Origin of the sequence: Gallintestinimicrobium propionicum, assembly GCF_025567525.1 — a bacterium.
GTDB classification, from domain to species: Bacteria; Bacillota; Clostridia; order Lachnospirales; family Lachnospiraceae; genus Gallintestinimicrobium; species Gallintestinimicrobium propionicum.
Genome location: NZ_JAOQJY010000015.1, coordinates 35217 through 58535, shown reverse-complemented (window position 1 = coordinate 58535; position 23319 = coordinate 35217). Strand labels below are relative to the sequence as shown.

Genomic DNA, 23319 nt, shown 5'->3' with positions numbered 1-23319 from the left:
CAGCTGCCAAATGTCTGTTGTATCCTCTGCATTTTACCATGTTCTTCAGTCAAACACCACTGTTTTGTCCTCAAACGGCGTTTTTATTACAATATATGGATAGGATGGCGTTTTGCTCAGCTCCTTTGCCTGCTTCGGACCGATCAGGCTCGTATCCAGATAAATCATCTCTCCGCTTGCATACAAATCGTCCACTGTAATACTGTAGCCGCCGCTGTCCTGCTTTCCGTAGCCCACGCACAGGTACAGATAACCACTGTCCGCATACGTCATTTTAAACGATGCTTCTTTCTTTTCCGCCACAAGCTTTAACAGCTCCTCCGGCAGCCGCGCCTCGTCCACAACTGTGAATGCGAGGTTTATTTTCTCCGGCTTTTCCTGTTTCCAGCTGCATCCTGTAAAAAGCAGTATTCCAGCGCATCCGAATATTCCCCACCAGATCAGGCACAGCGTCCGAACTATTTTTTTCATAATAAGACCGTCCTTTCGATCGATATCCTGTTTATTTCATATATATGAATACGACGTCAGGAGTATGTCGCCACAGTTCACTCGTGCCTTCCTGGCAGCAGATTTCGTGCTTGCAGGAAAATCTGCTGCCAGGAAGGCACGAAGGGAGCGCCATTTCATGAGCAAAAATGAGCTGCGAAGCAGCGGGAAGCATCGAAGATGCGTTTTGCGAATGGCGCGGGTGAACTGTGGCTCCCTCGCAGAACACCTGTACGCGCGTCTTGCTTTTTTGCAGCGGCACAGGTATACTGAAAATAAAGAAGGTAGCCGGCGCATCTGCGCCTGCAGAATGGAGAGTTTTATGATTCGCTTTATTATTACCGCGTTATTTGTCATTCTGTTTCTGATCCTCAGCATCCCGCTCCTGATCGCAGAATGGATCATCGGCAAATTCAATCCGCCGTTAAAGGATCGTTCCAGCCTTGCGATTGTCAACTGGGCGTTCCGCATGGTGCTGCGCCTGTCCGGCGTTTCCGTCACCTACATCGGAGAGGATCGCATTCCGAAGGATACCCCGGTTCTCTATGTCGGTAATCACCGCAGCTATTTCGATATCGTTATGACCTATGTCCGTGTGCCCCGCACCACCGGTTATATTTCCAAGGTCGAATTTTTGAAGATTCCTCTGCTTTCCAATTGGATGAAAAACCTGCACTGCCTGTTCCTTGACCGCAGCGATCTCAAGGCTGGTATGAAGACGATTCTTGCAGCAATCGAGGAGATAAAAAACGGCGTGTCCATCTGCATTTTTCCGGAAGGAACCCGCAACCGCACCGATGCTCCTCTGCTTGAGTTCCATGCCGGCAGCTTAAAAATCGCAGAAAAGGCTCAATGCCCGATCGTTCCGATGACGATCGCCAACGCAGAACAGATCTTCGAAGCCCATTCTCCCTGCATCCGCAAGACAAAGGTTATCATCGAATATGGAGAACCCATCGAAACAAAGAATCTCGACCGCACACAGCAGAAGGCTCTGACCTCCCAGGTTGTTGCACGTATTTCTGAAACCTATGAAAAGAACATGAAATTACTTTCTGGAGAAAATAAATGAACCGTACTGCATCTTCTACCTTGATGACAGAAGGATCGATCTGGAAAAAGATCGTCACCTTCGCATTTCCGCTTTTTCTCGGGAATCTGTTCCAGCAGCTTTATAATACCGCCGACTCCCTGATCGTCGGCAACTTTCTCGGCAGCGACGCACTCGCTGCCGTCAGTTCGTCCGGAAGTCTGATTTTTTTGATGGTCGGATTTTTCAACGGTATCGCAATGGGCGCAGGTGTTGTAGTCGCCCGCTATTATGGAGCACGACAGATCGACCGTCTGCAGCGTGCAATCCATACGGATGTTGCCTTCGGGATTGTCGCCGGTATTTTGCTGACGATCATCGGTCTGATCCTCGCGCCGCAGATGCTGGTCTGGATGGGCACACCGGCAGACGTCCTGCCCAATTCCCTGTTATATTTCCGGATTTATTTTATGGGCTCGCTGGCGTTCGTCCTCTATAACGTTTTTGTCGGTATCCTGCAGTCCATCGGGGACAGCAGACATCCCCTCAACTACCTGATCCTTTCATCTATCGTCAATATCGTGCTCGATCTTTTGTTTGTCGGCGTACTCAAGCTCGGCGTTGGAAGTGCTGCACTCGCCACGATCATTTCCCAGTTTATCAGTGCCCTGCTGTGCCTGCTCCGCCTGCTGAGAAGTCCGGAGGAATATCGTCTGGTTCCGTCCCGCATCCGCTTCGACCCGATCATGTTAAAGCAAATCATTTCAAACGGTCTGCCCGCAGGTCTGCAAAACTCCATTATCGCCCTGGCAAATGTTGTTGTTCAGTCTAACATCAACAGCTTTGGAAAAATGGCAGTGGCTGGCTGCGGTGCCTATTCCAAGGTCGAGGGCTTCGGCTTTTTACCGATCACCTGTTTTTCTCTGGCACTGACCACTTTTATCAGCCAGAACCTCGGCGCAAAGCAGTATGACCGTGCCAAAAGAGGCGCACGCTTCGGCATCCTCTGCTCCATCACCCTTGCGGAAATCGTCGGTATCTGTGTCTATTTCCTGTCCCCCTACCTGATTGCCGCATTCAACAGCGACCCTGAGGTCGTCGCTTACGGAACGCTGCAGGCGCATACGATTACACTGTTTTATTTCCTGCTGGCATTTTCCCACTGCATCGCAGGCATCATGCGAGGCGCAGGCAAGGCAACTGTACCGATGTTCGTCATGCTCTGCTGCTGGTGCATTATCCGTGTGACCTACATCACGATCGCTGTCCGCATTTTCCCTGTCATCAATACAATCTTCTGGGCTTATCCCCTGACATGGACCCTAAGCTCGATTCTGTTTTTCCTTTATTACCGCAAGGCGGACTGGATTCATGGGTTTGAAAAGAAATAATGTCGTATCAAAAACAGGCGTAATTACAACGCCTGTTTTTTTACGCCTCATCGACACACTATCGTTGGAACGATATAATATAGGCAAACAACAAAACTATCGTTCTGGCGATATAATATGAATATCGTGGTAAAACTATCGTTCTGGCGATATTTTTTTAAGGAGGTACTTCCATGTCAGATAAGCTCACAATCTATCATGGTTCTTGCCTACTATCAGTGGCACACTGGCAGACGCTTTGAAGATATCGTAAAAGACGGGCTTACACTTTCCACTGTAATGTCCATGTATATCCTCCATGAAGCCGATGAAAACAAATTCGTCGAGACAGCAAACGAAATTCTCTCCAGAAACAAAGCCCGCAGAAAAACCAGACTGTATGAAATCCGAAAAGCACGCGGCTTTACCCAACAGCAGTTAAGCGACGCATCCGGCGTCACACTTCGCATGATTCAGCTCTATGAGCAACGGCAGAACGATATCAGCAAAGCGCAGGTGAATGTTGTAATCAGTCTTGCCAATGCGCTGGGCTGCCGCGTGGAAGATCTGCTGGAATAGTCGAAGGATTAGAAGCTTCTTACGTGCTCGCCGACGTATAATTCTTCACTGCCTGATTCCACACCGCCCGTGCGATCAAAAAGAATACGATCGGTGCAGCGACGCCCCAGACTGCCATCGGAGCAGACAACTCGCCCATCAAAAACAGCCCCGGGAAGTTCGTGATGACAAACACCGGCAACAGAAACGTTCCGATACGCTGCATCCACTTGCCGTAAATGAGCTGCGGCATGTTGTTGAAGTCCCAAACTGCCGCCGTCAGATCCGCGATGCCGTTCGTTGCCGTCGTCCAGAACACCAAAAGATGCGGCAGCAAAAACAGGCTGTAGGTCAGGAGCGCGCCGCAGATCAGGAAAAAGAGAAAGCCTGCGATCGAGCCGACCGTCACGGGAAGTCCTGCCCGATGCCAGCCGATCCCGATCATGACGATTCCCGCAGCCGCATCCGGCACAAGCAGCGACAGATCCAGTCGCTGCATTGTCACCAGAAACTGCGCCGCAACCGGTTTTACCAGATACATGTCGAGTTTTCCATCCCGAATCATCGTCGTCAATGACGTAAAGTTCGGGTAATATAGCATGTAAACGCCGGTCAGCAGAATGTACACCCCAATGAACAATAAAATATGATCCGGCGTCAGGACTCCGATTTTGATGCCTGCCCGGTAAACCACCGCCACATACAAAAGCTTGATCAACAACCAACCGGTTTCCACCAAAACGCCCGCTGCAAAGTTGATCCGGTATTCCAGCTGCGCCATCAGGGACATTTTCAGAAATACGAACAGCAGTTTTCCATACCTTATAAATGTATTCAAAATACCAGTTTTCTTTTCCATCCGTCAGCCTCCTACCGCAGCAAAGCGCTGCAGTCCTTTTTTCCACATCATCTGCCCCAGTCCCCAGAAAAATGCGATCCATGCAAGCTGGCACAGAATTCCGGTGCCAATTGCTCCCATCGAAAGCTTTCCATTGATAATGTTGACCGGAAACTGCGTCGTATACCCGAACGGAAGCAAGGAGATCAGAAGCGCCGCCGTTTTTCCGAAAATATCCATGGGGAACACGCCGCCGCTGACAACCACCAGCACCACGCTGACCGTTCCGAACAGCAGATGCACGTCCGTCAGCCAGAAGCTCAGCAACGCCACGCAGTAAAAGATAAAGAAATTCAGGATCACTGCCAGAACCAGCCCCACCAAAAACAGCACGATTCGAACCAAAGACAGCTCCAGTCCGAGAAATATGCTTGAAAATGCAACCAGTACAGACGTACAGATCAGCAGTAAAATCAGCTGCGGCATCTTTTCCCCGAGATAGCTGCAGAACCGGTAGCCGCAGTAGTTGACCGGGCGGATCAGATATTTATTCAGCCCGCCGTCCTTGATGTCCTCGTTGATCTGATATTCGAACCCGGTAATAACCAGCTTCGACACCAGCCCGGCAAGCAGCGTATACACGATAATTTCCGTATAGCTATAGCCCGTCATCGCTCCCGCATCCCCGTTGCCGTACAGATAATTCCACAAAAAGGTCTGAATGATGATTGGAAAAATCGTACTCAACAATGTCAGCACCATATTTGCCCGGTATTCCAGAGCGGTTTCCACTCCCATCTGATAAACGCATCGATACAGCTTCATCCTGTCACCTCCCCGGTGAAAATTCTGGCAATGCTCTCTTCCAGCGGAACCTCCGTCACAGTAAAATCATCCACCGGAAACAGGGAAAGCATCTGCGACGCCGTTTCCTTGATCCGCTCCTTCGGGATTTCCAGAACTGCCGTCAGATCTTTATTTTCCCGCACCCGCCCGAATATGGACAGCTTCCCGGTTTCTACCGGGCTGGAAAAAGAAAGGGTCAGCAGGCGTTTATCCCCCATTCTGTGGTTGATATCAGAAAGCGCGCCGTCGTAGACCAGCGTGCCGCTGTTAATAATGACTGCCCGGCTGCAAAGTGCTTCGATATCCCGCATATAATGGCTCGTTAAAATGATCGTTGTTCTCGTCTGTTCGTTGTAATAGTGTAAAAAGTCACAGATTTTTTGCTGGGACACAATATCCAGACCGATCGTCGGCTCATCTAAAAACAGAATACCGGGGCGGTGAATCAGCGCCGCCAGGATTTCCATCTTCATCCGTTCTCCGAGAGAAAGTCTGCGCACCTGAATATTCATCAGCTCCCGCACGCCAAGAAGCTCCGACAGCTCGTCCACGGTCTTTTTGTATTCCCTGTCATCCACATCGTAAATGCATTTATTCAGATACAGGCTGTCGCTGGCAGGCAGATCCCACCACAGCTGATTTTTCTGACCCATGACGATGGCAAAGCTTCGCTTGAACTCATTTTTCCGTTCCCAGGGCAAAAAGCCATTCACCAGAACCTCCCCGGATGTCGGATACAAAATACCGGACAGAAGCTTTAATGTCGTCGTCTTTCCTGCGCCGTTTGGTCCCAGCAGCGCCATCATTTCCCCTTTTTCCACGGAAAAAGAAACGTCCTTTACCGCTTCCTTTGTCAGCATCTGCCGGTGGAACAGGTTATTTAACGATCCCTGCAGCCCTACGCCCTTTTTATAATAGGAAAATTCCTTCCGCAGATTATTGACCGAAATCATCTCTTCCATTGTTTTCCCTCTCTTCTCTATTTTGGTTCACTCGCTGTCTCACTCCAGAAATTCCGCATGCCGGATCCACGCCTCGTAGCGCGCCATGACTTCCGGATAGCGGTAGCGGCTAACCGGAAGCTGGCTGCCATCCTCCAGCTCTATCATTTCCCTTCCAATCCGGCTGATCTGCCCGGGATTGACCAGAAAACTTTTGTGGACGCGTAAAAACGACCTGACGCGCAGCTTTTCCTCCCAGTATCCGAGCGTTTCCGACGTCAGGAACACCTTCTTTTCGCAGTGCACCCAGATCTCGTGCCGCATACTTTCCAGATACAGGATTTCCTTTTCCCGCACCCGGATTCTGCCGTCGGACGAAGGGCTTTCCCGATACGGAAAGCTCCGGTAACCGCTGCCCGTGCGCCTCTGTTTTTTCAATTTCGCAAGCGCCGCCTTCAAATCCTGTTCCAGCGCATATCCCCGCACCACATGAAAAAAAGGCTTTGTCAGTGCATCAAACACCGCTTCCGGGCTGTCCGCCACAAAAATCACCGCAAGGCGGGGATATTCTTCCAACAGGCTGTCTACTTCCTCCGACAGGACATTTTCACAGCTGCCCCACCAGATCAGACAATCCAGAGCTTCCAACGCTTCCGCAGATTTTTCCGTGATCCGCACAAACTCTGTCTGTCTGTTTTTTTCCGCCTGGACTGGATCTTCTTTCGAAAACTGCCCCTGCAGGGAAAGCGCCTGCATCATGTATTCAATTTTTTCCAGGGCTTCCTTCGGCTCTCCGCACAATCCAACAAGCGGCATTTTATCCTCCATCCCACAGATGTTCTGCTGCTACCTTTTCATCTTAGCAGACCTCGTTAAAAAAACAATCCGCTATGCACCAATCGCAGTCCGTGCGCCCCAATGGTATGCGAAAGCACAACGGCAACACAGCGTAAAACCACTGTCGGTCGCCGCTCCTAACGCACTGCACTGGATTTTCTCGCAAAATTTTTTCTTGACAAATTTCAAATCCCTCTATATTATTATCGATGGTAATTATCAAAGATAATCATATGGAGGGATTTAGTGTGACAAATAAGCGTGATCGCTTATTTTTCACACAGCTATTCATGACAATAGAATGCTCGCAGAGCGTGCATTCTATTGTTTGTGCCGCAAGCGTCACAAAGTAGCTATGATCGCAGAGCCGAACTGGACGTTCGCCTCGCGATTCCTTCGGCGCAAAGCGCCTGCGGAATGGAGGATTTTATGACAATCGAACTCATCAAACGGCTGCTGGACGCCTGCTATGAGGCAAAGCGCATCCGCGATATGCTCCCGCCGCTGCCGGACGGCGTGACACCATCCTATATCCATTTTCTGGATGTCATCGAACAGATGGAAATAAACGGAACTTCCGTAAAAGTATCCGACATCAGCGATGCGCTGAACCTTCCGCGTCCCGGCGTGACGAGAACGGTAAAGGAGATGGAGCAAAAAGGCTATCTGACCAAAAAGCCGTCCGAAGAGGATGCACGCATCATGTACCTTTCCATTACAGACGAAGGCAAAAAGCTCTCTGCCAAGTACAACGAACAGGTTTTTAGCGCCCTGCTGCCCGATCTGGAGGCCATCTCCGGCGAAGATGCGGAATGTACCATCCGTACCATTGAAATATTTTATCAAGTAATGTGTGAAAGGAGAAACGACCTTGACAAGTGATAAGACAGATTTTACACAGGGAAATATTTTAAAGAAACTGGTACCTTTTATGATTCCGATTCTGGGCGCGCTGGTACTCCAGGCTGCCTACGGCGCCGTCGATCTGCTCGTCGTCGGCAGATTCGGCTCCACCTCCGGACTGTCTGCGGTTTCCACCGGCAGCCAGGTGTTAAACCTCGTCACCTTTGTTGTGACACAGCTCGCAATGGGCGTCACCGTCCTGATCGCCCGTTATCTCGGGGAAAAGAACCCGGAACAGATCAGCTCCGTCATCGGCGGCGCGGCGGTTGTATTCACACTGCTTTCTGTCTGCCTGTTCGCAGCGATGGTTTTCTTTGCCCGCCCCATCTCTGTACTCATGCAGGCTCCTGCTGAAGCAGTCACTCTGACGGCAAGTTATGTTCGTATCTGCGGCAGCGGTATTTTCTTCATCGTCGCCTACAACCTGCTGTCGGCGATTTTCCGCGGACTTGGCGACAGCAAATCTCCGCTCCTGTTCGTCCTCGTCGCATGTATCGTCAACATCGTCGGCGACCTCGTTTTGGTTGCCGGTCTGCACATGGACGCAGCGGGCGCAGCATTTGCAACCGTATTTGCACAGGCGGTCAGCGTTGTCTTTGCGGTGGTTATTCTTTTCAAAAAGCAGCTGCCCTTCCACATTGGCAAAAGCGATCTTGGCTTCAATTCCCAGTGCAGCAAATTTTTAAGCATCGGTCTTCCTCTCGCCCTGCAGGAATTTCTGACCCAGGTTTCGTTCCTCGCCCTCTGCGCCTTTGTCAACCGCCTCGGCCTGGAAGCCTCCTCCGGCTATGGTGTCGCCTGCAAAATCGTCAACTTTGCAATGCTGATTCCCAGCTCCCTGATGCAATCCATGGCGTCCTTCGTTTCCCAGAATGTCGGTGCAGGCAATCTGAAACGGGCAAAAAAGTCCATGTTCACCGGAATCGGCATTGGTCTGGTCTTTGGCTGCCTCGTTTTTACTCTCATCTGGTTCCAGGGTGACCTGCTCGCAGCTTTCTTTTCCACAGACGCTGCCGTTATCCAAAACGGCTTTGCGTACTTAAAGGGCTTTGCGCCTGAAACCATCGTCACCGCTGTTTTGTTCAGCATGATCGGCTACTTCAACGGTAACAACAAAACGCTCTGGGTTATGCTCCAGGGTCTGATCCAGACCCTCTGCGTCCGTCTCCCCTTCGCTTACTTCATGAGTATCCAGCCAAACGCCAGCCTGACAAGGATCGGACTTGCCGCACCGGTTTCCACAACTGTCGGCATCCTGTTGAACGTTGGATTTTATCTCTACCTGAACAAGAAAGAAAAACGCGCCTGACGGCGCGTTTTTTTATGCATCCGATCTGGAATATGCGTTTTTCATCTGGCTGCTCAGCTCAAACAACACCTTATCAAGCGTATCGTCTGTTTCCTTCTGCAGCATCGCAGCAATCTCCGCATTTGCCTGCTGCCGCAGCGCTTTTCTTACCGCCGGATCCTGTTCTGCTGCCAAACGTGCATCATAGCGGTTGATCAGCTCGTGTCCCTTTGCTGCAACTCTTTCCTGATAACGCTCCACATGGAACAGAGATTTATTATAGGAAGCGTCCGCCATCGCTGCGATCAGACGGCTCGACCAGTAAAAGTTCTCTGTCGAAACCCGCCCGGTCGTGTTGTTTAAATACTCCGGTGTTTCCTCCACATCTGCATAAAATGGAACAAGGGCGTTAAATGCATTGGACCCGTAGGCAATCCATTCCACCGGACTGCAGTCCGCTTCCATATCCGGTCTGATCTGGATCAACGCCATGAAATCATTTCGGTTGATGCCGATGGAACGGTATGCACCACGCATGGATTTATCGCCATAGGATCCATAGGGATCATACGGCGTCCCCTGATAGTGACCGGACAGGACATATTTCACATCCTCGACTGTGATCTTTTTTTCGGGAACCATGCACCACGGCAGATCATCGGAAACCGGTGTAAAATCAGCAAGCGCACCGTCCCAGCGATAGGTGTTCGGATTCAGATACCGCTCCATAAACCATGCCCGGGGTGTGTTGTATACATGATCTGCATCGTCATGACTGCCGAAGACATCCCGCGGATTCAGCGAACCGTCCATAGAAAGGTTCAGATGGTAGGTTTCGATAAATTCTTTCAAATCTGCGGAGCAGAGGAAATTTTTCTGTTCTCCGTAAGCATCTTCCAGATCAAAGCTGTCGATTCCGAGCTGGTTTGGCATCACGACATAAACCTCATCCGGCACTCTTCTTGCCATCCAGTGATGTCCTCCGATGGTTTCCAGCCACCAGATCTCGTCTTTATCCTGAAAAGCAATTCCGTTCATCTCATATGTCCCGTATTGCTCCAACAGGCTGCCAAGACGTAAAACGCCCTCTCTGGCGCTTCTGATATAAGGAAGCACCAGACAAACCAGATCCTCTTCCCCGATTCCTCCGGCAATCTCTTCCTTTCCATCCGCTGCAGGCTGATAAACGACCAACGGATCCGCTCCCAGCACGCGCGGATTCGAGGTGATCGTCTCAGTAGCAGTCATCGCAACATGTGCCTCATTGACGCCGCTGGCAGCCCAGATACCTTTTCCTTCCACCGCATTCGGCATCGCTGTATAGCGCATCGGATTCTCCGGCAGTTCGATGGTCACATGAGAGAGTACGGAATGATAGGTTTTCGGCTGCTGCTTTGGAGAAACCACAGTAAACTTCTTCGCTGTAAAATGTCCGGCGCCGGAATCATCGTTTCTCGCGATCATCGTTGAACCGTCATAGGTCGCTTTTTTCCCGACCAGTATTGTTGTACACCCCATATCTGACCTCCTATTTTTCTAATGCTTCTACGATCTTTGTATACCCCATGCCGTGGGAAGCCTTGATCAGCACGGAATCCCCCGGCTGCAGAAGTCCGGGCAGTGCTGCAAGAAGCGCGTCGGTATCCGAAAAATGCTCTGCGCAGGAAATTCCTGCTTCCTTTGCCGCCCGGTACATCTCTTCCGAAAGGCTTCCTGCACAATACAGACAGTCTATGCCTTGTTCTGCGGCATATGCGCCAACCTGCCCGTGCATCTCCCTTTCCTTCTCTCCAAGCTCAAACATATCACCGAGCACCGCAACTTTGCGTCCGTCTGCCAGACTTAACAGATCCAGCGCAGCCTTGGTCGAAACCGGGTTTGCATTGTAGCAGTCGTCGATCAGCACCAGATCCCCCGCCTGCACAACACGGCTTCTGCCGCTTACTGCCTGCACAGCAGCGATTCCGGCTGCGATCTGCTCTGTCGTCAGTCCGAGCTGTAAACCAACTGCAGTCGCCGCCAGCGCATTTAACACCATATGCGCGCCCGGCAGCGGAATCTGTACATCAAACGCAGCATCCGGCGTGTGGATTGTCGCTGTACTGCCCAGCAGTCCACGGCTTACGATGGTGTCTGCGTAAATATCGTTTTCGGGAGAAAGTCCAAAGTGAACCGGCCTTTTGCCGTGTACTTCCTCAATCGTCACGAGCTTGTCATCGTCTCCGTTGACACAGACCGTTCCTTCCGGATTCATAAAGTCAAAGATCTCGGATTTTGCCTTCAAAATACCGTCCCGGCTTCCGAGAAATTCCAGATGGCACTGACCGATATTGGTCATCACGCAGATATCCGGCTTTACCATCTCGCTTAAGCGGTGCATCTCTCCGAAATGATTGATACCCATCTCCACAACGGCAGCCTCTGCATCCTCCGGCATGGCAAGCAGCGTCAACGGCACGCCGATTTCGTTGTTGAAATTGCCCTGCGTCTTGTGTGTCTTGTATTTCTGTGCAAGCACTGACGCAACAAATTCTTTCGTACTGGTCTTGCCGACGCTTCCGGTGATCCCAACGATCGGAATTGGCATCTGCTCTCTGTAAAACGCAGCGATCTGCCGAAGCGCAGCCAGACTGTCCTCCACACGAATGCAGGGACCCGGCAGTTCTTCCGGTTCTTCTTCACACACAACCGCAATCGCGCCCTTGTCAAAAACTTCCCGGATAAACTGATGCCCATCCACCCGTTCTCCGCGGATTGCCACAAAAATATCGCCCGGTTCCACTTTGCGGGAATCGATTACAATTCCTGCCGCTTCTTTGCCGGAATAGCCGCGGATTACAGCCATTCCCGCCGCCGGACAGGTTCCGGTATGCTTTCCCGCCGGCACAGCCAGATGCCCCTTACAGGCTCTTGCAATATTCCATATCGTCATGTTTTTCATATCACTTTTGGTCTCCATTTTGCAGTTGAAAAGCTGCATCCTTTTCAATCCTCAAACGCCATATCCAGAATCTTCTGACAAAGCTCGTCATAGCTGATGCCGACCGCTGCTGCTTCCTGAGGAATCAGGGAGGTAGGCGTCATGCCGGGGAGCGTATTCGCTTCCAGACAGTAGGCGTTTCCGGCCTCATCCATCATAAAATCCATCCGGGCATATTTATGCAGGCGCAGGGCATCGAATACACGCTCTGAAATCTTCTGGATCTTTCTGGTGCTCTCTTCGCCGATCGGCGCAGGGCAAATCTCAATGGTGCTGCCCGCCTGATATTTGTTTTTGTAATCGTAAAAGCCTTCCTTCGGCGCGATTTCCACGATCGGAAGTGCTTTGCCGTCCAGCACGCAGCAGGTTAACTCCCTGCCCTTGATATATTCTTCTACAACGACCTCGTCTCCATATAAAAATGCATCATCGAGTGCTGCCTGATAGTCCTCTTCTTTCTGCACGATGGAAACGCCGATGCTCGAACCACCGGAGCTTACCTTTACCACGCAGGGGAACTTCGGCTGCCGGCCTTCTCCCGGCTCCTGACCTTTTTTCAGGCGGAAGCCTGCTGGGGTCGGAATCCCGTTTTGCATAAACAGTTCTTTTGCAAGGCACTTATCCATCGCCAGCGCGCCGCTGACAAAGTCTGTGCCGGTGTAGCGGATTCCCAGCAGATCAAATGCCGCCTGCACCTTGCCCCCTTCTCCGTCTGCACCGTGCAGTCCTAAAAAGACAACGTCCGCCATCTGACAGATCTTGATCACGTTGGGGCCAAAGTAACATTTGCCGCCGTCCTTGCGCAGTGCCTTTACCGCACTGATATCGGGATTGATCTCATGAATCGCTTCGATTCCTGCAGAAAAATCCTCATCACTTTCAAAAATATGATCAATGTCGTCCCGTTCCATTCCAAGAAAAACGTCCAGCAGGACAGCCTGATGTCCCAGTCTCTTCATCGCCTGATAAATCATCTTGCCGGAAATCAGGGATACGTCACGTTCCGTGCTGATTCCGCCTGCTAATACTACAACCTTCATGTCTTTCTCCTCTTCTACTGTTTTCCAAAATTACTTCATGCCATAGTATACGCTCAATCCACTGCCCCGTAAAGGAAAATCCGCAGTCAGTTTGCCTAAAATACCGATACAATTTACCGTGTTATCCAGTTAAAGCGCTGAAATATTAATTTTTTGTAAAATTTTTACACACCTTCCTGCAAATAGGTGTATAATACAAGCACGTTACAAAGACAGATGTCTTTCCACAAAAGACATTTTTTCCAGGAAGGGCATTTTTCTTTTGAAAAGGAGGAACTATTATGAAAAGATCCATGAGTGTTTTACTGGCAGCCGCCATGTGCAGCGCTATGCTTGCAGGCTGTGGCTCTACAGCAGCTGACACTGCAGCAGACGCTTCCGCTGAAACCACTGCTGCCGCTGCTACCGAAGCAGCAGATTCTTCTGCTTCTGCAGAAGGCGTAAATGTATTTAAAATCGGCGGTACCGCTCCCCTGACCGGCGCGGCAGCAATCTACGGCAACGCTGTAAAGAACGGCGCACAGATCGCCGTTGACGAGATCAACGAAGCAGGCGGTTCCGTACAATTCGAACTCAAATATGAGGACGACGAGAACGACCCGGAAAAAGCAGTTTCCGCTTACAACGCATTAAAGGACTGGGGCATGCAGATTTCCCTGGCTTCCGTTACCACAAAGCCCTGTGAAGCAACCAGTACAGAGCACTTTGCTGACCGTATCTTTGGTCTGACTCCTTCCGCTTCCTCTACCGCCATCACAGAGGGCAAAGACAATGTATTCCAGATGTGTTTTGCTGACCCCAACCAGGGTCTTGCATCCGCTGATTATATTGCAGATCAGAAGCTCGGCACAAAAGTCGCTGTCATCTACAGAAATGACGATGTATACTCCAGCGGCGTCTACGAGAAATTCAAAACAGAAGCAGATGTAAAGGGTCTGGAAATCGTTTCCGCAACCACCTTTACCGATGCAAGCTCCAATGACTTCTCCGTACAGCTGACCGAAGCAAAGAACGCAGGTGCTGACCTGCTCTTCCTTCCTATCTATTATCAGCCCGCTTCCCTGATCTTAAAGCAGGCAAAGGATATGGGCTATGAACCCACCTTCTTTGGCGTAGACGGTATGGATGGTATCCTGACCCTGGAAGGTTTTGACACCTCTCTGGCAGAAGGCGTTATGCTGCTGACTCCCTTCAACGCTGATGCGACAGACGAAAAGACCCAGAGCTTTGTAACCAAATACAAAGAACTCTACGGCGATGTTCCGAACCAGTTCGCAGCAGATGCTTATGACTGTGTCTATGCTTATAAAGCAGCTCTGGAGGCATCCGGCGCTACCGCAGATATGTCTGCAGAGGAGCTTTGCGACAAGATGATCGAAGCCTTCCCGACTCTGACCTATGACGGTCTGACCGGTACAGGCATCACCTGGGATTCCACCGGTGCCGTATCCAAGACTCCTAAGGGTATGGTGATCAAAAACGGCGCTTACGTCGGCATGGAGTAATACTTACCCTTTAATTTTGATTTTATCAATGCGCAGGGAGCACCGTTATCGTTTTTGATACGGCGCTCCTTTGCGTCATACAGAGAAATGAGGTAGCTTATGACCTTTTTATCACACCTGATCAACGGCATCAGTCTTGGAAGCGTATACGCGATCATCGCACTGGGATACACAATGGTATACGGTATCGCCAAGATGCTGAACTTTGCCCACGGCGACGTCATCATGGTGGGCGCATATATTTCCTTCTGTACCACCAGTTATCTCGGACTTTCTCCGCTGGTATCTGTCCTTTTTTCCATCATCGTCTGCACGGTTCTCGGCATCGTTGTAGAACGTCTGGCATACAAGCCCCTGCGTCAGGCTCCTTCCCTCGCAGTTTTGATCACTGCCATCGGCGTTTCCTATTTTCTGCAGAATGCCGCCCTGCTGATCTGGAGCTCCAGCCCGAAAACCTTTTCTTCCGTAACCGGAAGCTGGACCTTAAAGCTTTTTGACGGACAGCTGATCGTTTCCGGCGTCACGATCGTTACGATCCTTGCCTGCATCCTGATCATGATCTGTCTGACTCTTTTCACCAACAAGACAAAAACGGGAACGGCGATGCGGGCAGTTTCTGAAGATAAGGCCGCTGCAGGTCTGATGGGTATCAATGTCAATACAACCATTTCCCTGACCTTTGCCATCGGCTCCGGTCTGGCGGCCATCGCAGGTGTATTGCTCTGCTCCGCCTATCCGACCCTGATGCCCACCACAGGCTCCATGCCCGGCATCAAGGCATTTACTGCAGCTGTATTTGGCGGCATCGGCTCCATTCCAGGCGCAATGATCGGCGGTATCCTGCTCGGCATTATCGAGATCTTTTCCAAAGCGTACATTTCCACACAGCTGTCCGATGCGATCGTATTTGCGGTTCTGATCGTGGTCCTGATCGTAAAGCCGGATGGTCTGCTGGGCAAACACGTCAGCGAGAAAGTATGAGGTAGCAGCATGAACAAACTCAAACCTATTCTGTCAGCCAGAAAAGACTGCACAATTTCCTATACGATCGTCATTCTCGCCTTTATCCTGATCCAGACCATGATCGCAACCGGAAACATCACCTCTTCCTTAAAGGGACAGCTGGTTCCGATCTGTGCCTACATCGTCATGGCGATCTCCTTAAATCTTACCGTCGGCATTTTAGGCGAGCTTTCTTTAGGGCATGCCGGCTTTATGTCGGTCGGCGCTTTTACCGGCATCGTGGTTTCCACCTCCCTTGCCGCTGCGATTCCGAACGGCCCTCTGCGCCTTGCCATTTCCATGATCGTCGGCGGCCTTTTTGCCGGAATTGCAGGACTCATCGTCGGCATCCCCGTACTTCGTTTAAAGGGTGACTATCTTGCCATCGTTACCCTTGCATTCGGTGAAATTATCAAGAATATTATCAACGTGCTCTATATCGGTCTGGATGAAAAAGGACTGCACTTCAGCCTTCTGGAACAGCATTTTACCCTTGCAGAGGGCGGTTCCATGATCATCAACGGCCCCATGGGTGTCGGAGGTGTCCAGAAGCTTTCCACCTTTTCTTCCGGCGTTGTCCTGATCCTGATCACGCTGTTTTTAGTCCTGAACCTGATTCACAGCCGCACCGGCCGTGCCATCATGGCTGTCCGCGACAATAAGATCGCCGCAGAGAGCATCGGACTTTCCGTAACCCGCTATAAGTTGCTGGCATTTGTGATCTCCGCCGTTTTTGCAGGTATGGCAGGCACCCTTTACGCCATGAATTTTTCCACCGTCACCGCATCCAAATTCGACTTTAATACCTCGATCCTTGTTCTGGTATTCGTCGTTCTGGGCGGTCTTGGAAATATCTGGGGCTCCATCATCGCCGCTACACTTTTAACCGTGCTTCCGGAACTTCTACGTTCCATGAACGACTACCGGATGCTCATCTATGCGATCCTGCTGATCGTTATGATGATCTTCAACAATTCCGGTGCAAAGAAGCGTCTGACAGAATATTTCAGCGCACAGAAGGAAAAACGGACTGCGAAAAAGGCAGCCGGAAAGGGGGTAAACTGATATGGCAACTCTCGAAGTAACCGGACTCGGTATTTCCTTCGGCGGTCTGCGGGCCGTTGATGATCTTACCATGTCCATCGAAAAAGGCGGCCTGGTGGGCCTGATCGGACCCAACGGTGCCGGCAAAACCACCGTATTCAACATGCTGACCGGCGTTTACCGCCCCACAGACGGCGGCATTCGCTTAAACGGTGAGAATCTGATCGGCAAAAAGCCTTACGAGATCAACCGTATGGGCGTTGCCCGCACCTTCCAGAACATCCGACTGTTCCCGCAGCAGAGTGTTCTGGACAATGTTATGACCGGCTTAAACAATCAGGTGCAGTATTCCCTTGCAGAAAGTCTTTTGCATGTGGGAAGCTACCACAAAAAGGAAAAAGAAATGACCGAGCGTTCCATGGAGATCCTGCGAGTCTTCGGGCTGGAAGGTTCTGCCCAGACGCTGGCATCCAACCTGCCCTATGGCAAACAGCGTAAACTGGAAATTGCCCGTGCGCTTGCAACCAAACCGGAGCTTCTGCTTCTGGATGAGCCTGCCGCCGGCATGAACCCCAACGAAACCGGAGAGCTGATGGATACGATCCGTCTGGTGCGCAAGGAGTATCAGGTCACCATCCTTTTGATCGAGCATGACATGAAGCTGGTACAGGGTATCTGTGAATACCTCTATGTCCTGAATTTCGGTCGTCTGCTGGCAGAAGGCACTCCTGATAAGGTTTTAAACGATCCTGCCGTTGTCAAGGCATATCTGGGCGATTAAAGGAGGCTTCTTTTATGGCAATGCTCACTGTAGAAAATATCAATGTATATTACGGCGTGATCCACGCCCTTAAAGACATCTCCTTTCAGGTAAACGAAGGCGAGATCGTCGCACTGATCGGCGCAAACGGTGCCGGCAAAACCACCACCCTGCAGACTGTCAGCGGCATGCTGAGCGCAAAGTCCGGTTCGATCCGATTTCAGGATCAGGAGATTTCCAGAATGCCGGAGCACAAAATCGTGAAGCAGGGAATTTCCCACGTCCCCGAAGGACGCCGGATGTTCTCCAATCTGACGGTTTTGGAAAACCTGAAAATGGGCGCTTACACCAGAAAAGACAAGCAGGAAATCAATAATTCCCTGGAAATGGTTTATGAGCGGTTTCCCCGCTTAAAGGAACGTACCCGCCAGCTGGCAGGAACTCTTTCCGGCGGTGAACAACAGATGCTTGCAATGGGACGCGCGCTGATGGCAAATCCCCGCATCCTGCTGTTGGACGAGCCCTCCATGGGTCTGTCCCCGCTTCTGGTTTCTGAAATTTTTGATATCATTCAGGAGATCAACAAACAGGGCGTTACCATCCTTTTGGTAGAACAGAACGCAAAAAAAGCGCTTTCCATCGCAAACCGCGCCTATGTCCTCGAAACAGGACGCATCGTAAAGGAAGATGATGCACAGGCTCTTTTACATGATGAAGCGATCAAGAAAGCTTATCTCGGCGAATAAGGGGGAAACAATTATGTCAAACACAGTAATTACCATCGCCCGTCAGTACGGCAGCGGCGGACGTACCGTCGGCAAAATGCTGGCAAAGCGTCTGGATATTCCCTGCTACGACAGGGAGATTATTTCGCTCGCTTCCGAAGAAAGCGGCATTCATCCCACTCTGTTTCAGGATGAGAAAAAAAGACACGGCTCTCTACGTGCTTTCCTTACCGGCGGCTTCAAAAATGCCTCCCCGCTTTCCCCGGAAAGCGCAGGTTTTACAAAGGATGACAACCTTTTTCGCTATCAGGCAAAAATCATCCGCCAGCTCGCAGAAGAAAGCTCCTGCGTTATCATCGGACGCTGCGCCGACCATATCCTTGCAGATGTTCCCGGTGTTGTCCGTGTCTTTGTCCACGCACCCGAAGATTTTTGTCTGCAGGAAGCAATGAAGGTCAACAGTCTTTCTGTTTCTGAGGTTCAGAAGCTCATCGCTCAGACCGACGAATACCGTGCCCACTACTACAAGTATTACACCGGCCAGGAATGGAAAAACGCCCAGAATTACGACCTGTCTCTGGACAGCTCCCGTCTCGGCTTTGATGGCACAGTAGAGGCGATACTTTCCTATATTGAAGTACGTAAAAAGTTCGACAAAACTATGTAATACAATTCCCGGCAGTCAGGCTCCTTTTTGGAACCGGGCTACCGGGAATTTTTATCCCAGATAATCCAGCGGATTGACCGCTTCCCCGTCCTTTGTCAGTTTAAAATAAACATTGGAGCCCTCTACCGAGTAATATTTTGTCGGCTCCGCCACATGTCCGATCACCGCGCCGGTTTCCACATAGTCTCCCTCTTCCACAGTCACTTCCTGCAGCTGTCCATAGGTCAGCTCGTATCCACCTCCAAGACGCATCACAACAGTCTGTCCGGTCTGCGCATCCTCATACACAGATTCCACAATCCCATCTGCTGCGCATGCCACGCCTGTTCCTTCTGCTGCGCCGATTACAATCGACGGATTATATTTGTACTGCTGCAATGTCGGAAAATAAATCGTCTTGTCCATGCTGTAATTTAACAGAACGTTGCCTGCAATCGGCCATGCCAGCTTACTGGTTTCGCCAAAGGACAGCTGGCTCTCCTGCACTGCGATATTCGCAGACGCTGCAAGCGCCTCGTCCTGATTACCGGCTGCATCCTGGCTCGCTGTTATTCCGTTCTCTTTTCCGTCAGCGTCTGTCCCATTCGCCTGATCGCCGTCGGATGCCGGTTCGCTCCAACCTACGTCGTTATTACTTGCTTCGTTTCGGTACTCTGTATAGCCAATGTTGCGATCTTTAGGCTCCTCCGTCGGCTGACTTCCCGTTTCCTGTTCTCCGGCTGCTCCTGCGTCCGATTCCCCGCCTGTTTTTGCAGGCGCACTCAGATCTTTATCCTTCTGCGCATAATAGGGGTCATAATCCAGCTCCCCACTGTCTTTATCGCTGCCGGTCACATTCTGCGCAGACGGATTCTGTGCCTGTGACACCGGACTTTGCGTCTCCTTCTCCAATTTGGAGAAATCTACAATATGCTGTTCTTCTTCCTGGCTTTTCTGATGATTGCGGTACACAGAAATGCCCGTCACTGTCATCGCCGCCAGCACCAGAACGACCGAAGCTGTCATGATCGCTTTTTCTCTGCGGTATGCGCTGCTTTTTCCGCCTGTTCTTTTTCTTCTCATCACGCTCATCCTTTCCTGTTTCCTGTGTTCAGGCTTAGTTTGAGCGCAATTCAACCGTTTTATTCCGATTTTTTCAAAAGTCCCGGGAAAAACAGCTCTAAAATTTCTTCCGCAGAAGCTCCCTGCTTCGCAAGCTCATTGGCATAATATTGATCAAATCCGATCCCGTGCCCGATTCCCTTTGTCGTAATCACCATTTTCCCGCCCTGCTCTTCCAGGAAAAAACACGACGACGGAAGCTCAAACAGCTGCCGAAACCGTTCTCCCTCTATGGATGACCGTCCCGCGCGGACATTTAATACGTATCCGGCGCTGTCCCGCGTCAGTACAAGCTTTGGGGCATCCTTTTCCACTGATACGCCTTCTGCCTCCAGCATCCCGAAAAACCGCTCTGTTTTCATGCTCTTTTCCTGCAAAAAATCTTCTGCAGCCTCATCTACCGGACAGGCGATGCTTTTGCACCAGTCCGACTCCTGTCCGAAAAGCTCTGTCCCGCTCCTTGTCCGCCCTGCGCTCAGGCGAAAAAAAGGCGCGCTGACAGCTGCTCCCTGCCATTCGAGAACATAGCCCGAAGAAGCGCGCACCGCCTCCCTGCAGCGCTCCTCCAACACGTCTGCCTGCTCGCCCCACAGACGCTTGCGCTGCGCCTTGTCCAGGTACGAAAAACCGCTATTACTGTCGATAATCCGCGGCTCAACGGCGCTCACACTACTTTGAGAGATGCTCTCCTGCGCTGCTCCGGTCGTGCCATTCTCCAACACGGTCTCCTCCAGATGCCCTCCCGCGACACAGCTGCTGCGCAGAATCACCGCCTGGGCTTTGAGCGCTTCCGGTTCATATTCTGCAGGAATCACCGCCGCCAGCGCGCCGATCAGAAACGCTTCCTCCGTCATCGTTCGGACGTCGCTTCCACTTTGCATCCGGACTGTCCTGCCGGATACGGGCACAATGGTTTCCACCGTTTTTTCCTGCCCTGCCCGCACTACACTGCTGCAGGTATACGGCAGCAGAAAGAAAAAAAGAAGAACCGCAAAAAAGTCCTTTTGACGGCTCTTTCCTACGGTTCTGTTTACTCTTTTTTCCATTGTTTCCTGCATCATGAACCCTCCGCTGCTGCCGGTATTTTCCTATACGGCAGTCTATGCAGAGACGCACGCTTCTATGCAGAAAGCTTCCCGCGTATTATTTTTCCACGCGGTTATAGTTAATCAGACATCCTTTCAGGATGATCTGGCGCTCTTCATCGGTCAGCTCACCGAGGGTTACGGTAAACGGCTTCAAGCCGTTTGCATTTACCACATATCCTGTAATTTCTGCAGCCTTTTCCTCTACCGCCTTGCGGATGCCGGGGAAGAAGAGGTAATCATGGTTGGTAAACGGAAGATCTCCGTCCGGAATGACGAACGGAAGCATGCCCCAGTTGATCAGATTGGAACGATAACGTTTGGTCGCATATTCGTTTGCAATATTTGCCCAACCGCCCAGCACCTTCTGGCAGCTTGCAGCCTGCTCTCTCGCAGAACCGTCTCCGGGCTTTACTGCGAAAATCGTGGAACCGAACCCGATGTTGTCGTTTGCAGCCTGCGGGAACTGCACATGGATTTCATCCATAATTTCTGCCAGCTCCGGTTTTACAGTCACTGGATCCTTGCCATCCATCAAAGCTTCCTGCGCCTTGTGGATTTCCTTTGCCAGTCCGACATAGGCAGGATCCTTGCGGGACAGGGTAAACTCTGCCAGTCCAAGAGGATTGGAGCGGTAAGAGCTTGTCTCTCCGGACGGAATCAGCTCATCTGTCGTCGTAACCGGATCGTGAATCTCGGAAACGACCTGCAGCACCAGATTTTCCGGAAGCGCGCACATCGTCGGCCAGTCCTTGATATTAGGACCGAAATGGATTTCCACAGAGGGATCTGCCACACCATGGGAATCAAATACGCGATTCTGATAAATCTTCGAATCAAAATGATACTGATATTTGCCGATGGGTCCGTCGAATTCAGTCGCCGCTGTCAGGCGTCCCTGATTTGCCGCAGTCGCCGCAATTGAACGGGCATCCATCAGAGCTACCGAAGCGATCTGGCCGTTCTGCAGCTTGGAGCCTTCACGGTTCGGGAAGTTTCTTGTAGAATGACGGATCGAGAACGCATTGTTTGCAGGCGTATCGCCAGCACCGAAGCAAGGACCGCAGAACGCAGTCTTCATAACAGCTCCTGTTTCCAGAATCGTCGCCGCACAGCCATTTTTAATCAGTTCCATATAAATCGGCATGGAAGCCGGATACACACTCAATGTAAACTCCTGATTTCCGATATAGCTGCCCTTTAAAATGTCCGCGGCCGCACAGATATTTTCAAAGCCGCCGCCTGCGCAGCCTGCAATGATTCCCTGATCCACATAAAATCTGCCGTCACGCACTTTATCCTTCAAGCTGTAGGGTACCGCATTATCCAGACTGACTGCAGCCTTTTTCTCTACATCTGCAAGGATATCCGTCAGGTTCGCATTCAGCTCTTCAATCGTATAGGTATTGCTCGGATGGAACGGCATTGCGATCATCGGCTTTACCTTTGATAAATCAACCTCAATCAGACCGTCATAGTATACCGTCTGTCCGGGTGCCAGCTCTTTATATTCTGCCTCTCTTCCGTGAATCTCATAAAATTCGCGGATCTGGTCATCTGTCTGCCAGATGGAAGAAAGACATGTTGTCTCTGTCGTCATAACGTCGATGCCGATTCTGAAATCCGCACTTAAATTTGCAACGCCGGGGCCAACGAACTCCATCACTTTATTTTTTACATAACCGTTTGCAAAAACAGCGCCGATAATCGCCAGAGCAACGTCCTGCGGACCAACGCCTTTTTCCGGCTTGCCGGTCAGATAAACGCCGACAACCTCCGGCATGCGGATATCATAGGTCTGGTTCAACAGCTGCTTTACCAGCTCCGGACCGCCCTCGCCCATCGCCATCGTTCCCAGCGCACCATAGCGGGTGTGGGAATCAGAGCCGAGGATCATCTTGCCGCCGCCTGCGAGCATTTCTCTTGCAAACTGGTGGATAACCGCCTGATGAGGAGGTACATAAACGCCGCCGTATTTCTTTGCACAAGTCAGTCCGAATAAATGATCGTCCTCATTGATCGTTCCGCCGACCGCACACAGGGAGTTGTGGCAGTTGGTCAGAACATAAGGAATCGGGAACTTCGTCAACCCCGATGCGCGCGCGGTCTGAATAATTCCGACAAAGGTAATATCATGGCTTGTCAGCTTATCAAATTTAATTTTCAGCTTTTCCATGTTGCCGGAAGTATTGTGATTCTCTAAAATTCCGTACGCAATGGTCTGTTTCTTTGCTTCTTCTTTGGATACTGTCCGTCCGGTCTTTGCCGCAAGCTCTGCCTGCGCCTTGGGACCGTCCGCTATGATTTCAG

At 51.0% G+C, this 23319-nt stretch carries 22 protein-coding genes; 11 read left to right on the top strand and 11 right to left on the bottom strand.

The annotated features are described in order from the left end of the window. Positions 1 to 45: 45 nt before the first annotated feature. Entirely contained in the window at positions 46 to 471 is a 426-nt protein-coding gene (locus OCV62_RS11760; RefSeq protein ID WP_262586888.1) for a protease complex subunit PrcB family protein, read from the bottom strand. 340 nt (positions 472 to 811) lie between these two features. Between OCV62_RS11760 and OCV62_RS11755 the strand changes: the two genes are divergently transcribed. From OCV62_RS11755 to OCV62_RS11745, 3 genes are all read left to right on the top strand, one after another. Continuing rightward, the gene (locus tag OCV62_RS11755) at positions 812 to 1561 is read left to right on the top strand and encodes a lysophospholipid acyltransferase family protein (protein ID WP_117960556.1); all 750 of its coding nucleotides are present in this window, start codon (positions 812 to 814) and stop codon (positions 1559 to 1561) included. Further along, positions 1558 to 2910: an MATE family efflux transporter gene (locus tag OCV62_RS11750; RefSeq protein WP_262586886.1), complete on the top strand. Its 1353-nt coding sequence runs from the start codon at positions 1558 to 1560 to the stop codon at positions 2908 to 2910. Before OCV62_RS11755 ends, OCV62_RS11750 begins: the two co-directional genes overlap by 4 nt. Positions 2911 to 3027: 117 nt before the next feature. Then, positions 3028 to 3468: a helix-turn-helix domain-containing protein gene (locus tag OCV62_RS11745; protein WP_262586885.1), complete on the top strand. Its 441-nt coding sequence runs from the start codon at positions 3028 to 3030 to the stop codon at positions 3466 to 3468. Positions 3469 to 3487: 19 nt separating this feature from the next. Here the strand turns inward: OCV62_RS11745 and OCV62_RS11740 are convergent, their stop codons facing one another. Genes OCV62_RS11740 through OCV62_RS11725 form a run of 4 tightly spaced genes read right to left on the bottom strand, consistent with a single transcriptional unit; the run spans position 3488 to position 6900 of the window. Continuing rightward, positions 3488 to 4306 carry an ABC transporter permease gene (locus OCV62_RS11740; protein ID WP_262586883.1) on the bottom strand — a complete coding sequence of 273 codons (819 nt, stop codon included), beginning with the start codon at positions 4304 to 4306 and terminating at the stop codon, positions 3488 to 3490. A gap of 3 nt (positions 4307 to 4309) precedes the next feature. Further along, a complete protein-coding gene (locus tag OCV62_RS11735) occupies positions 4310 to 5110 on the bottom strand; it encodes an ABC transporter permease (protein ID WP_262586881.1) in 801 nt (266 codons plus the stop codon). Continuing rightward, a complete protein-coding gene (locus OCV62_RS11730; protein WP_262586879.1) occupies positions 5107 to 6093 on the bottom strand; it encodes an ABC transporter ATP-binding protein in 987 nt (328 codons plus the stop codon). Before OCV62_RS11730 ends, OCV62_RS11735 begins: the two co-directional genes overlap by 4 nt. Before the next feature lie 39 nt (positions 6094 to 6132). Beyond that, positions 6133 to 6900, bottom strand: a complete 768-nt coding sequence (locus tag OCV62_RS11725; RefSeq protein ID WP_262586877.1) for a LytR/AlgR family response regulator transcription factor — start codon at positions 6898 to 6900, stop codon at positions 6133 to 6135. Positions 6901 to 7338: 438 nt separating this feature from the next. Between OCV62_RS11725 and OCV62_RS11720 the strand changes: the two genes are divergently transcribed. Then, the gene (locus OCV62_RS11720) at positions 7339 to 7791 is read left to right on the top strand and encodes a MarR family winged helix-turn-helix transcriptional regulator (RefSeq protein WP_262586947.1); all 453 of its coding nucleotides are present in this window, start codon (positions 7339 to 7341) and stop codon (positions 7789 to 7791) included. Beyond that, positions 7781 to 9121: an MATE family efflux transporter gene (locus OCV62_RS11715; RefSeq protein WP_262586875.1), complete on the top strand. Its 1341-nt coding sequence runs from the start codon at positions 7781 to 7783 to the stop codon at positions 9119 to 9121. The genes OCV62_RS11720 and OCV62_RS11715 overlap by 11 nt, the downstream gene beginning before the upstream one ends. 12 nt (positions 9122 to 9133) lie before the next feature. Here OCV62_RS11715 and OCV62_RS11710 read toward each other — a convergent pair whose 3' ends face one another. From OCV62_RS11710 to OCV62_RS11700, 3 genes are read right to left on the bottom strand one after another with little or no spacing between them, the layout of a single operon-like run. Further along, on the bottom strand, positions 9134 to 10618 hold the full coding sequence (locus OCV62_RS11710) for a C69 family dipeptidase (RefSeq protein ID WP_262586873.1): 1485 nt from the start codon (positions 10616 to 10618) through the stop codon (positions 9134 to 9136). A 10-nt stretch (positions 10619 to 10628) separates the two neighbouring features. Further along, complete coding sequence (locus OCV62_RS11705) at positions 10629 to 12059, bottom strand: UDP-N-acetylmuramoyl-tripeptide--D-alanyl-D-alanine ligase (RefSeq protein ID WP_262586870.1); 1431 nt, start codon at positions 12057 to 12059, stop codon at positions 10629 to 10631. 26 nt (positions 12060 to 12085) lie between these two features. Continuing rightward, entirely contained in the window at positions 12086 to 13120 is a 1035-nt protein-coding gene (locus OCV62_RS11700) for a D-alanine--D-alanine ligase family protein (RefSeq protein ID WP_262586867.1), read from the bottom strand. 281 nt (positions 13121 to 13401) lie between these two features. On the opposite strand from OCV62_RS11700, the gene OCV62_RS11695 reads away from it, so the two are divergent. From OCV62_RS11695 to OCV62_RS11670, 6 genes are all read left to right on the top strand, one after another. Further along, entirely contained in the window at positions 13402 to 14625 is a 1224-nt protein-coding gene (locus OCV62_RS11695; RefSeq protein WP_262586864.1) for an ABC transporter substrate-binding protein, read from the top strand. 99 nt (positions 14626 to 14724) lie between these two features. Then, a complete protein-coding gene (locus OCV62_RS11690) occupies positions 14725 to 15606 on the top strand; it encodes a branched-chain amino acid ABC transporter permease (protein ID WP_262586862.1) in 882 nt (293 codons plus the stop codon). A 9-nt stretch (positions 15607 to 15615) separates the two neighbouring features. Then, on the top strand, positions 15616 to 16692 hold the full coding sequence (locus tag OCV62_RS11685; RefSeq protein ID WP_262586860.1) for a branched-chain amino acid ABC transporter permease: 1077 nt from the start codon (positions 15616 to 15618) through the stop codon (positions 16690 to 16692). A 1-nt stretch (position 16693) separates the two neighbouring features. Beyond that, positions 16694 to 17452, top strand: coding sequence for an ABC transporter ATP-binding protein (locus OCV62_RS11680; protein WP_117960528.1), 759 nt, complete (start codon positions 16694 to 16696; stop codon positions 17450 to 17452). Positions 17453 to 17466: 14 nt separating this feature from the next. Then, entirely contained in the window at positions 17467 to 18177 is a 711-nt protein-coding gene (locus tag OCV62_RS11675) for an ABC transporter ATP-binding protein (protein WP_117960530.1), read from the top strand. Positions 18178 to 18190: 13 nt separating this feature from the next. After that, positions 18191 to 18823 carry a cytidylate kinase-like family protein gene (locus tag OCV62_RS11670; RefSeq protein WP_117960532.1) on the top strand — a complete coding sequence of 211 codons (633 nt, stop codon included), beginning with the start codon at positions 18191 to 18193 and terminating at the stop codon, positions 18821 to 18823. A 51-nt stretch (positions 18824 to 18874) separates the two neighbouring features. On the opposite strand, the gene OCV62_RS11665 is transcribed toward OCV62_RS11670, so the two are convergent. The 3 genes from OCV62_RS11665 to OCV62_RS11655 form a co-directional block, all read right to left on the bottom strand. After that, entirely contained in the window at positions 18875 to 19885 is a 1011-nt protein-coding gene (locus OCV62_RS11665; RefSeq protein ID WP_262586856.1) for a M23 family metallopeptidase, read from the bottom strand. Between the two features lie 59 nt (positions 19886 to 19944). Then, positions 19945 to 20985: a SpoIID/LytB domain-containing protein gene (locus OCV62_RS11660; protein ID WP_262586854.1), complete on the bottom strand. Its 1041-nt coding sequence runs from the start codon at positions 20983 to 20985 to the stop codon at positions 19945 to 19947. An 82-nt stretch (positions 20986 to 21067) separates the two neighbouring features. Next, positions 21068 to 23314: a hydratase gene (locus tag OCV62_RS11655; protein ID WP_262586945.1), complete on the bottom strand. Its 2247-nt coding sequence runs from the start codon at positions 23312 to 23314 to the stop codon at positions 21068 to 21070. Between the last annotated feature and the right edge of the window lie 5 nt (positions 23315 to 23319).

Coding starts and splice junctions, on each gene's coding strand:
- OCV62_RS11705 (WP_262586870.1), bottom strand. CDS start 12,059: ATGGAGACCAAAAGTGATATGAAAAACATGACGATATGGAATATTGCA.
- OCV62_RS11695 (WP_262586864.1), top strand. CDS start 13,402: ATGAAAAGATCCATGAGTGTTTTACTGGCAGCCGCCATGTGCAGCGCT.
- OCV62_RS11670 (WP_117960532.1), top strand. CDS start 18,191: ATGTCAAACACAGTAATTACCATCGCCCGTCAGTACGGCAGCGGCGGA.
- OCV62_RS11760 (WP_262586888.1), bottom strand. CDS start 471: ATGAAAAAAATAGTTCGGACGCTGTGCCTGATCTGGTGGGGAATATTC.
- OCV62_RS11665 (WP_262586856.1), bottom strand. CDS start 19,885: ATGAGAAGAAAAAGAACAGGCGGAAAAAGCAGCGCATACCGCAGAGAA.
- OCV62_RS11735 (WP_262586881.1), bottom strand. CDS start 5,110: ATGAAGCTGTATCGATGCGTTTATCAGATGGGAGTGGAAACCGCTCTG.
- OCV62_RS11750 (WP_262586886.1), top strand. CDS start 1,558: ATGAACCGTACTGCATCTTCTACCTTGATGACAGAAGGATCGATCTGG.
- OCV62_RS11675 (WP_117960530.1), top strand. CDS start 17,467: ATGGCAATGCTCACTGTAGAAAATATCAATGTATATTACGGCGTGATC.
- OCV62_RS11685 (WP_262586860.1), top strand. CDS start 15,616: ATGAACAAACTCAAACCTATTCTGTCAGCCAGAAAAGACTGCACAATT.
- OCV62_RS11700 (WP_262586867.1), bottom strand. CDS start 13,120: ATGAAGGTTGTAGTATTAGCAGGCGGAATCAGCACGGAACGTGACGTA.
- OCV62_RS11710 (WP_262586873.1), bottom strand. CDS start 10,618: ATGGGGTGTACAACAATACTGGTCGGGAAAAAAGCGACCTATGACGGT.
- OCV62_RS11660 (WP_262586854.1), bottom strand. CDS start 20,985: ATGATGCAGGAAACAATGGAAAAAAGAGTAAACAGAACCGTAGGAAAG.
- OCV62_RS11680 (WP_117960528.1), top strand. CDS start 16,694: ATGGCAACTCTCGAAGTAACCGGACTCGGTATTTCCTTCGGCGGTCTG.
- OCV62_RS11755 (WP_117960556.1), top strand. CDS start 812: ATGATTCGCTTTATTATTACCGCGTTATTTGTCATTCTGTTTCTGATC.
- OCV62_RS11745 (WP_262586885.1), top strand. CDS start 3,028: ATGAATATCGTGGTAAAACTATCGTTCTGGCGATATTTTTTTAAGGAG.
- OCV62_RS11730 (WP_262586879.1), bottom strand. CDS start 6,093: ATGGAAGAGATGATTTCGGTCAATAATCTGCGGAAGGAATTTTCCTAT.
- OCV62_RS11740 (WP_262586883.1), bottom strand. CDS start 4,306: ATGGAAAAGAAAACTGGTATTTTGAATACATTTATAAGGTATGGAAAA.
- OCV62_RS11720 (WP_262586947.1), top strand. CDS start 7,339: ATGACAATCGAACTCATCAAACGGCTGCTGGACGCCTGCTATGAGGCA.
- OCV62_RS11725 (WP_262586877.1), bottom strand. CDS start 6,900: ATGGAGGATAAAATGCCGCTTGTTGGATTGTGCGGAGAGCCGAAGGAA.
- OCV62_RS11690 (WP_262586862.1), top strand. CDS start 14,725: ATGACCTTTTTATCACACCTGATCAACGGCATCAGTCTTGGAAGCGTA.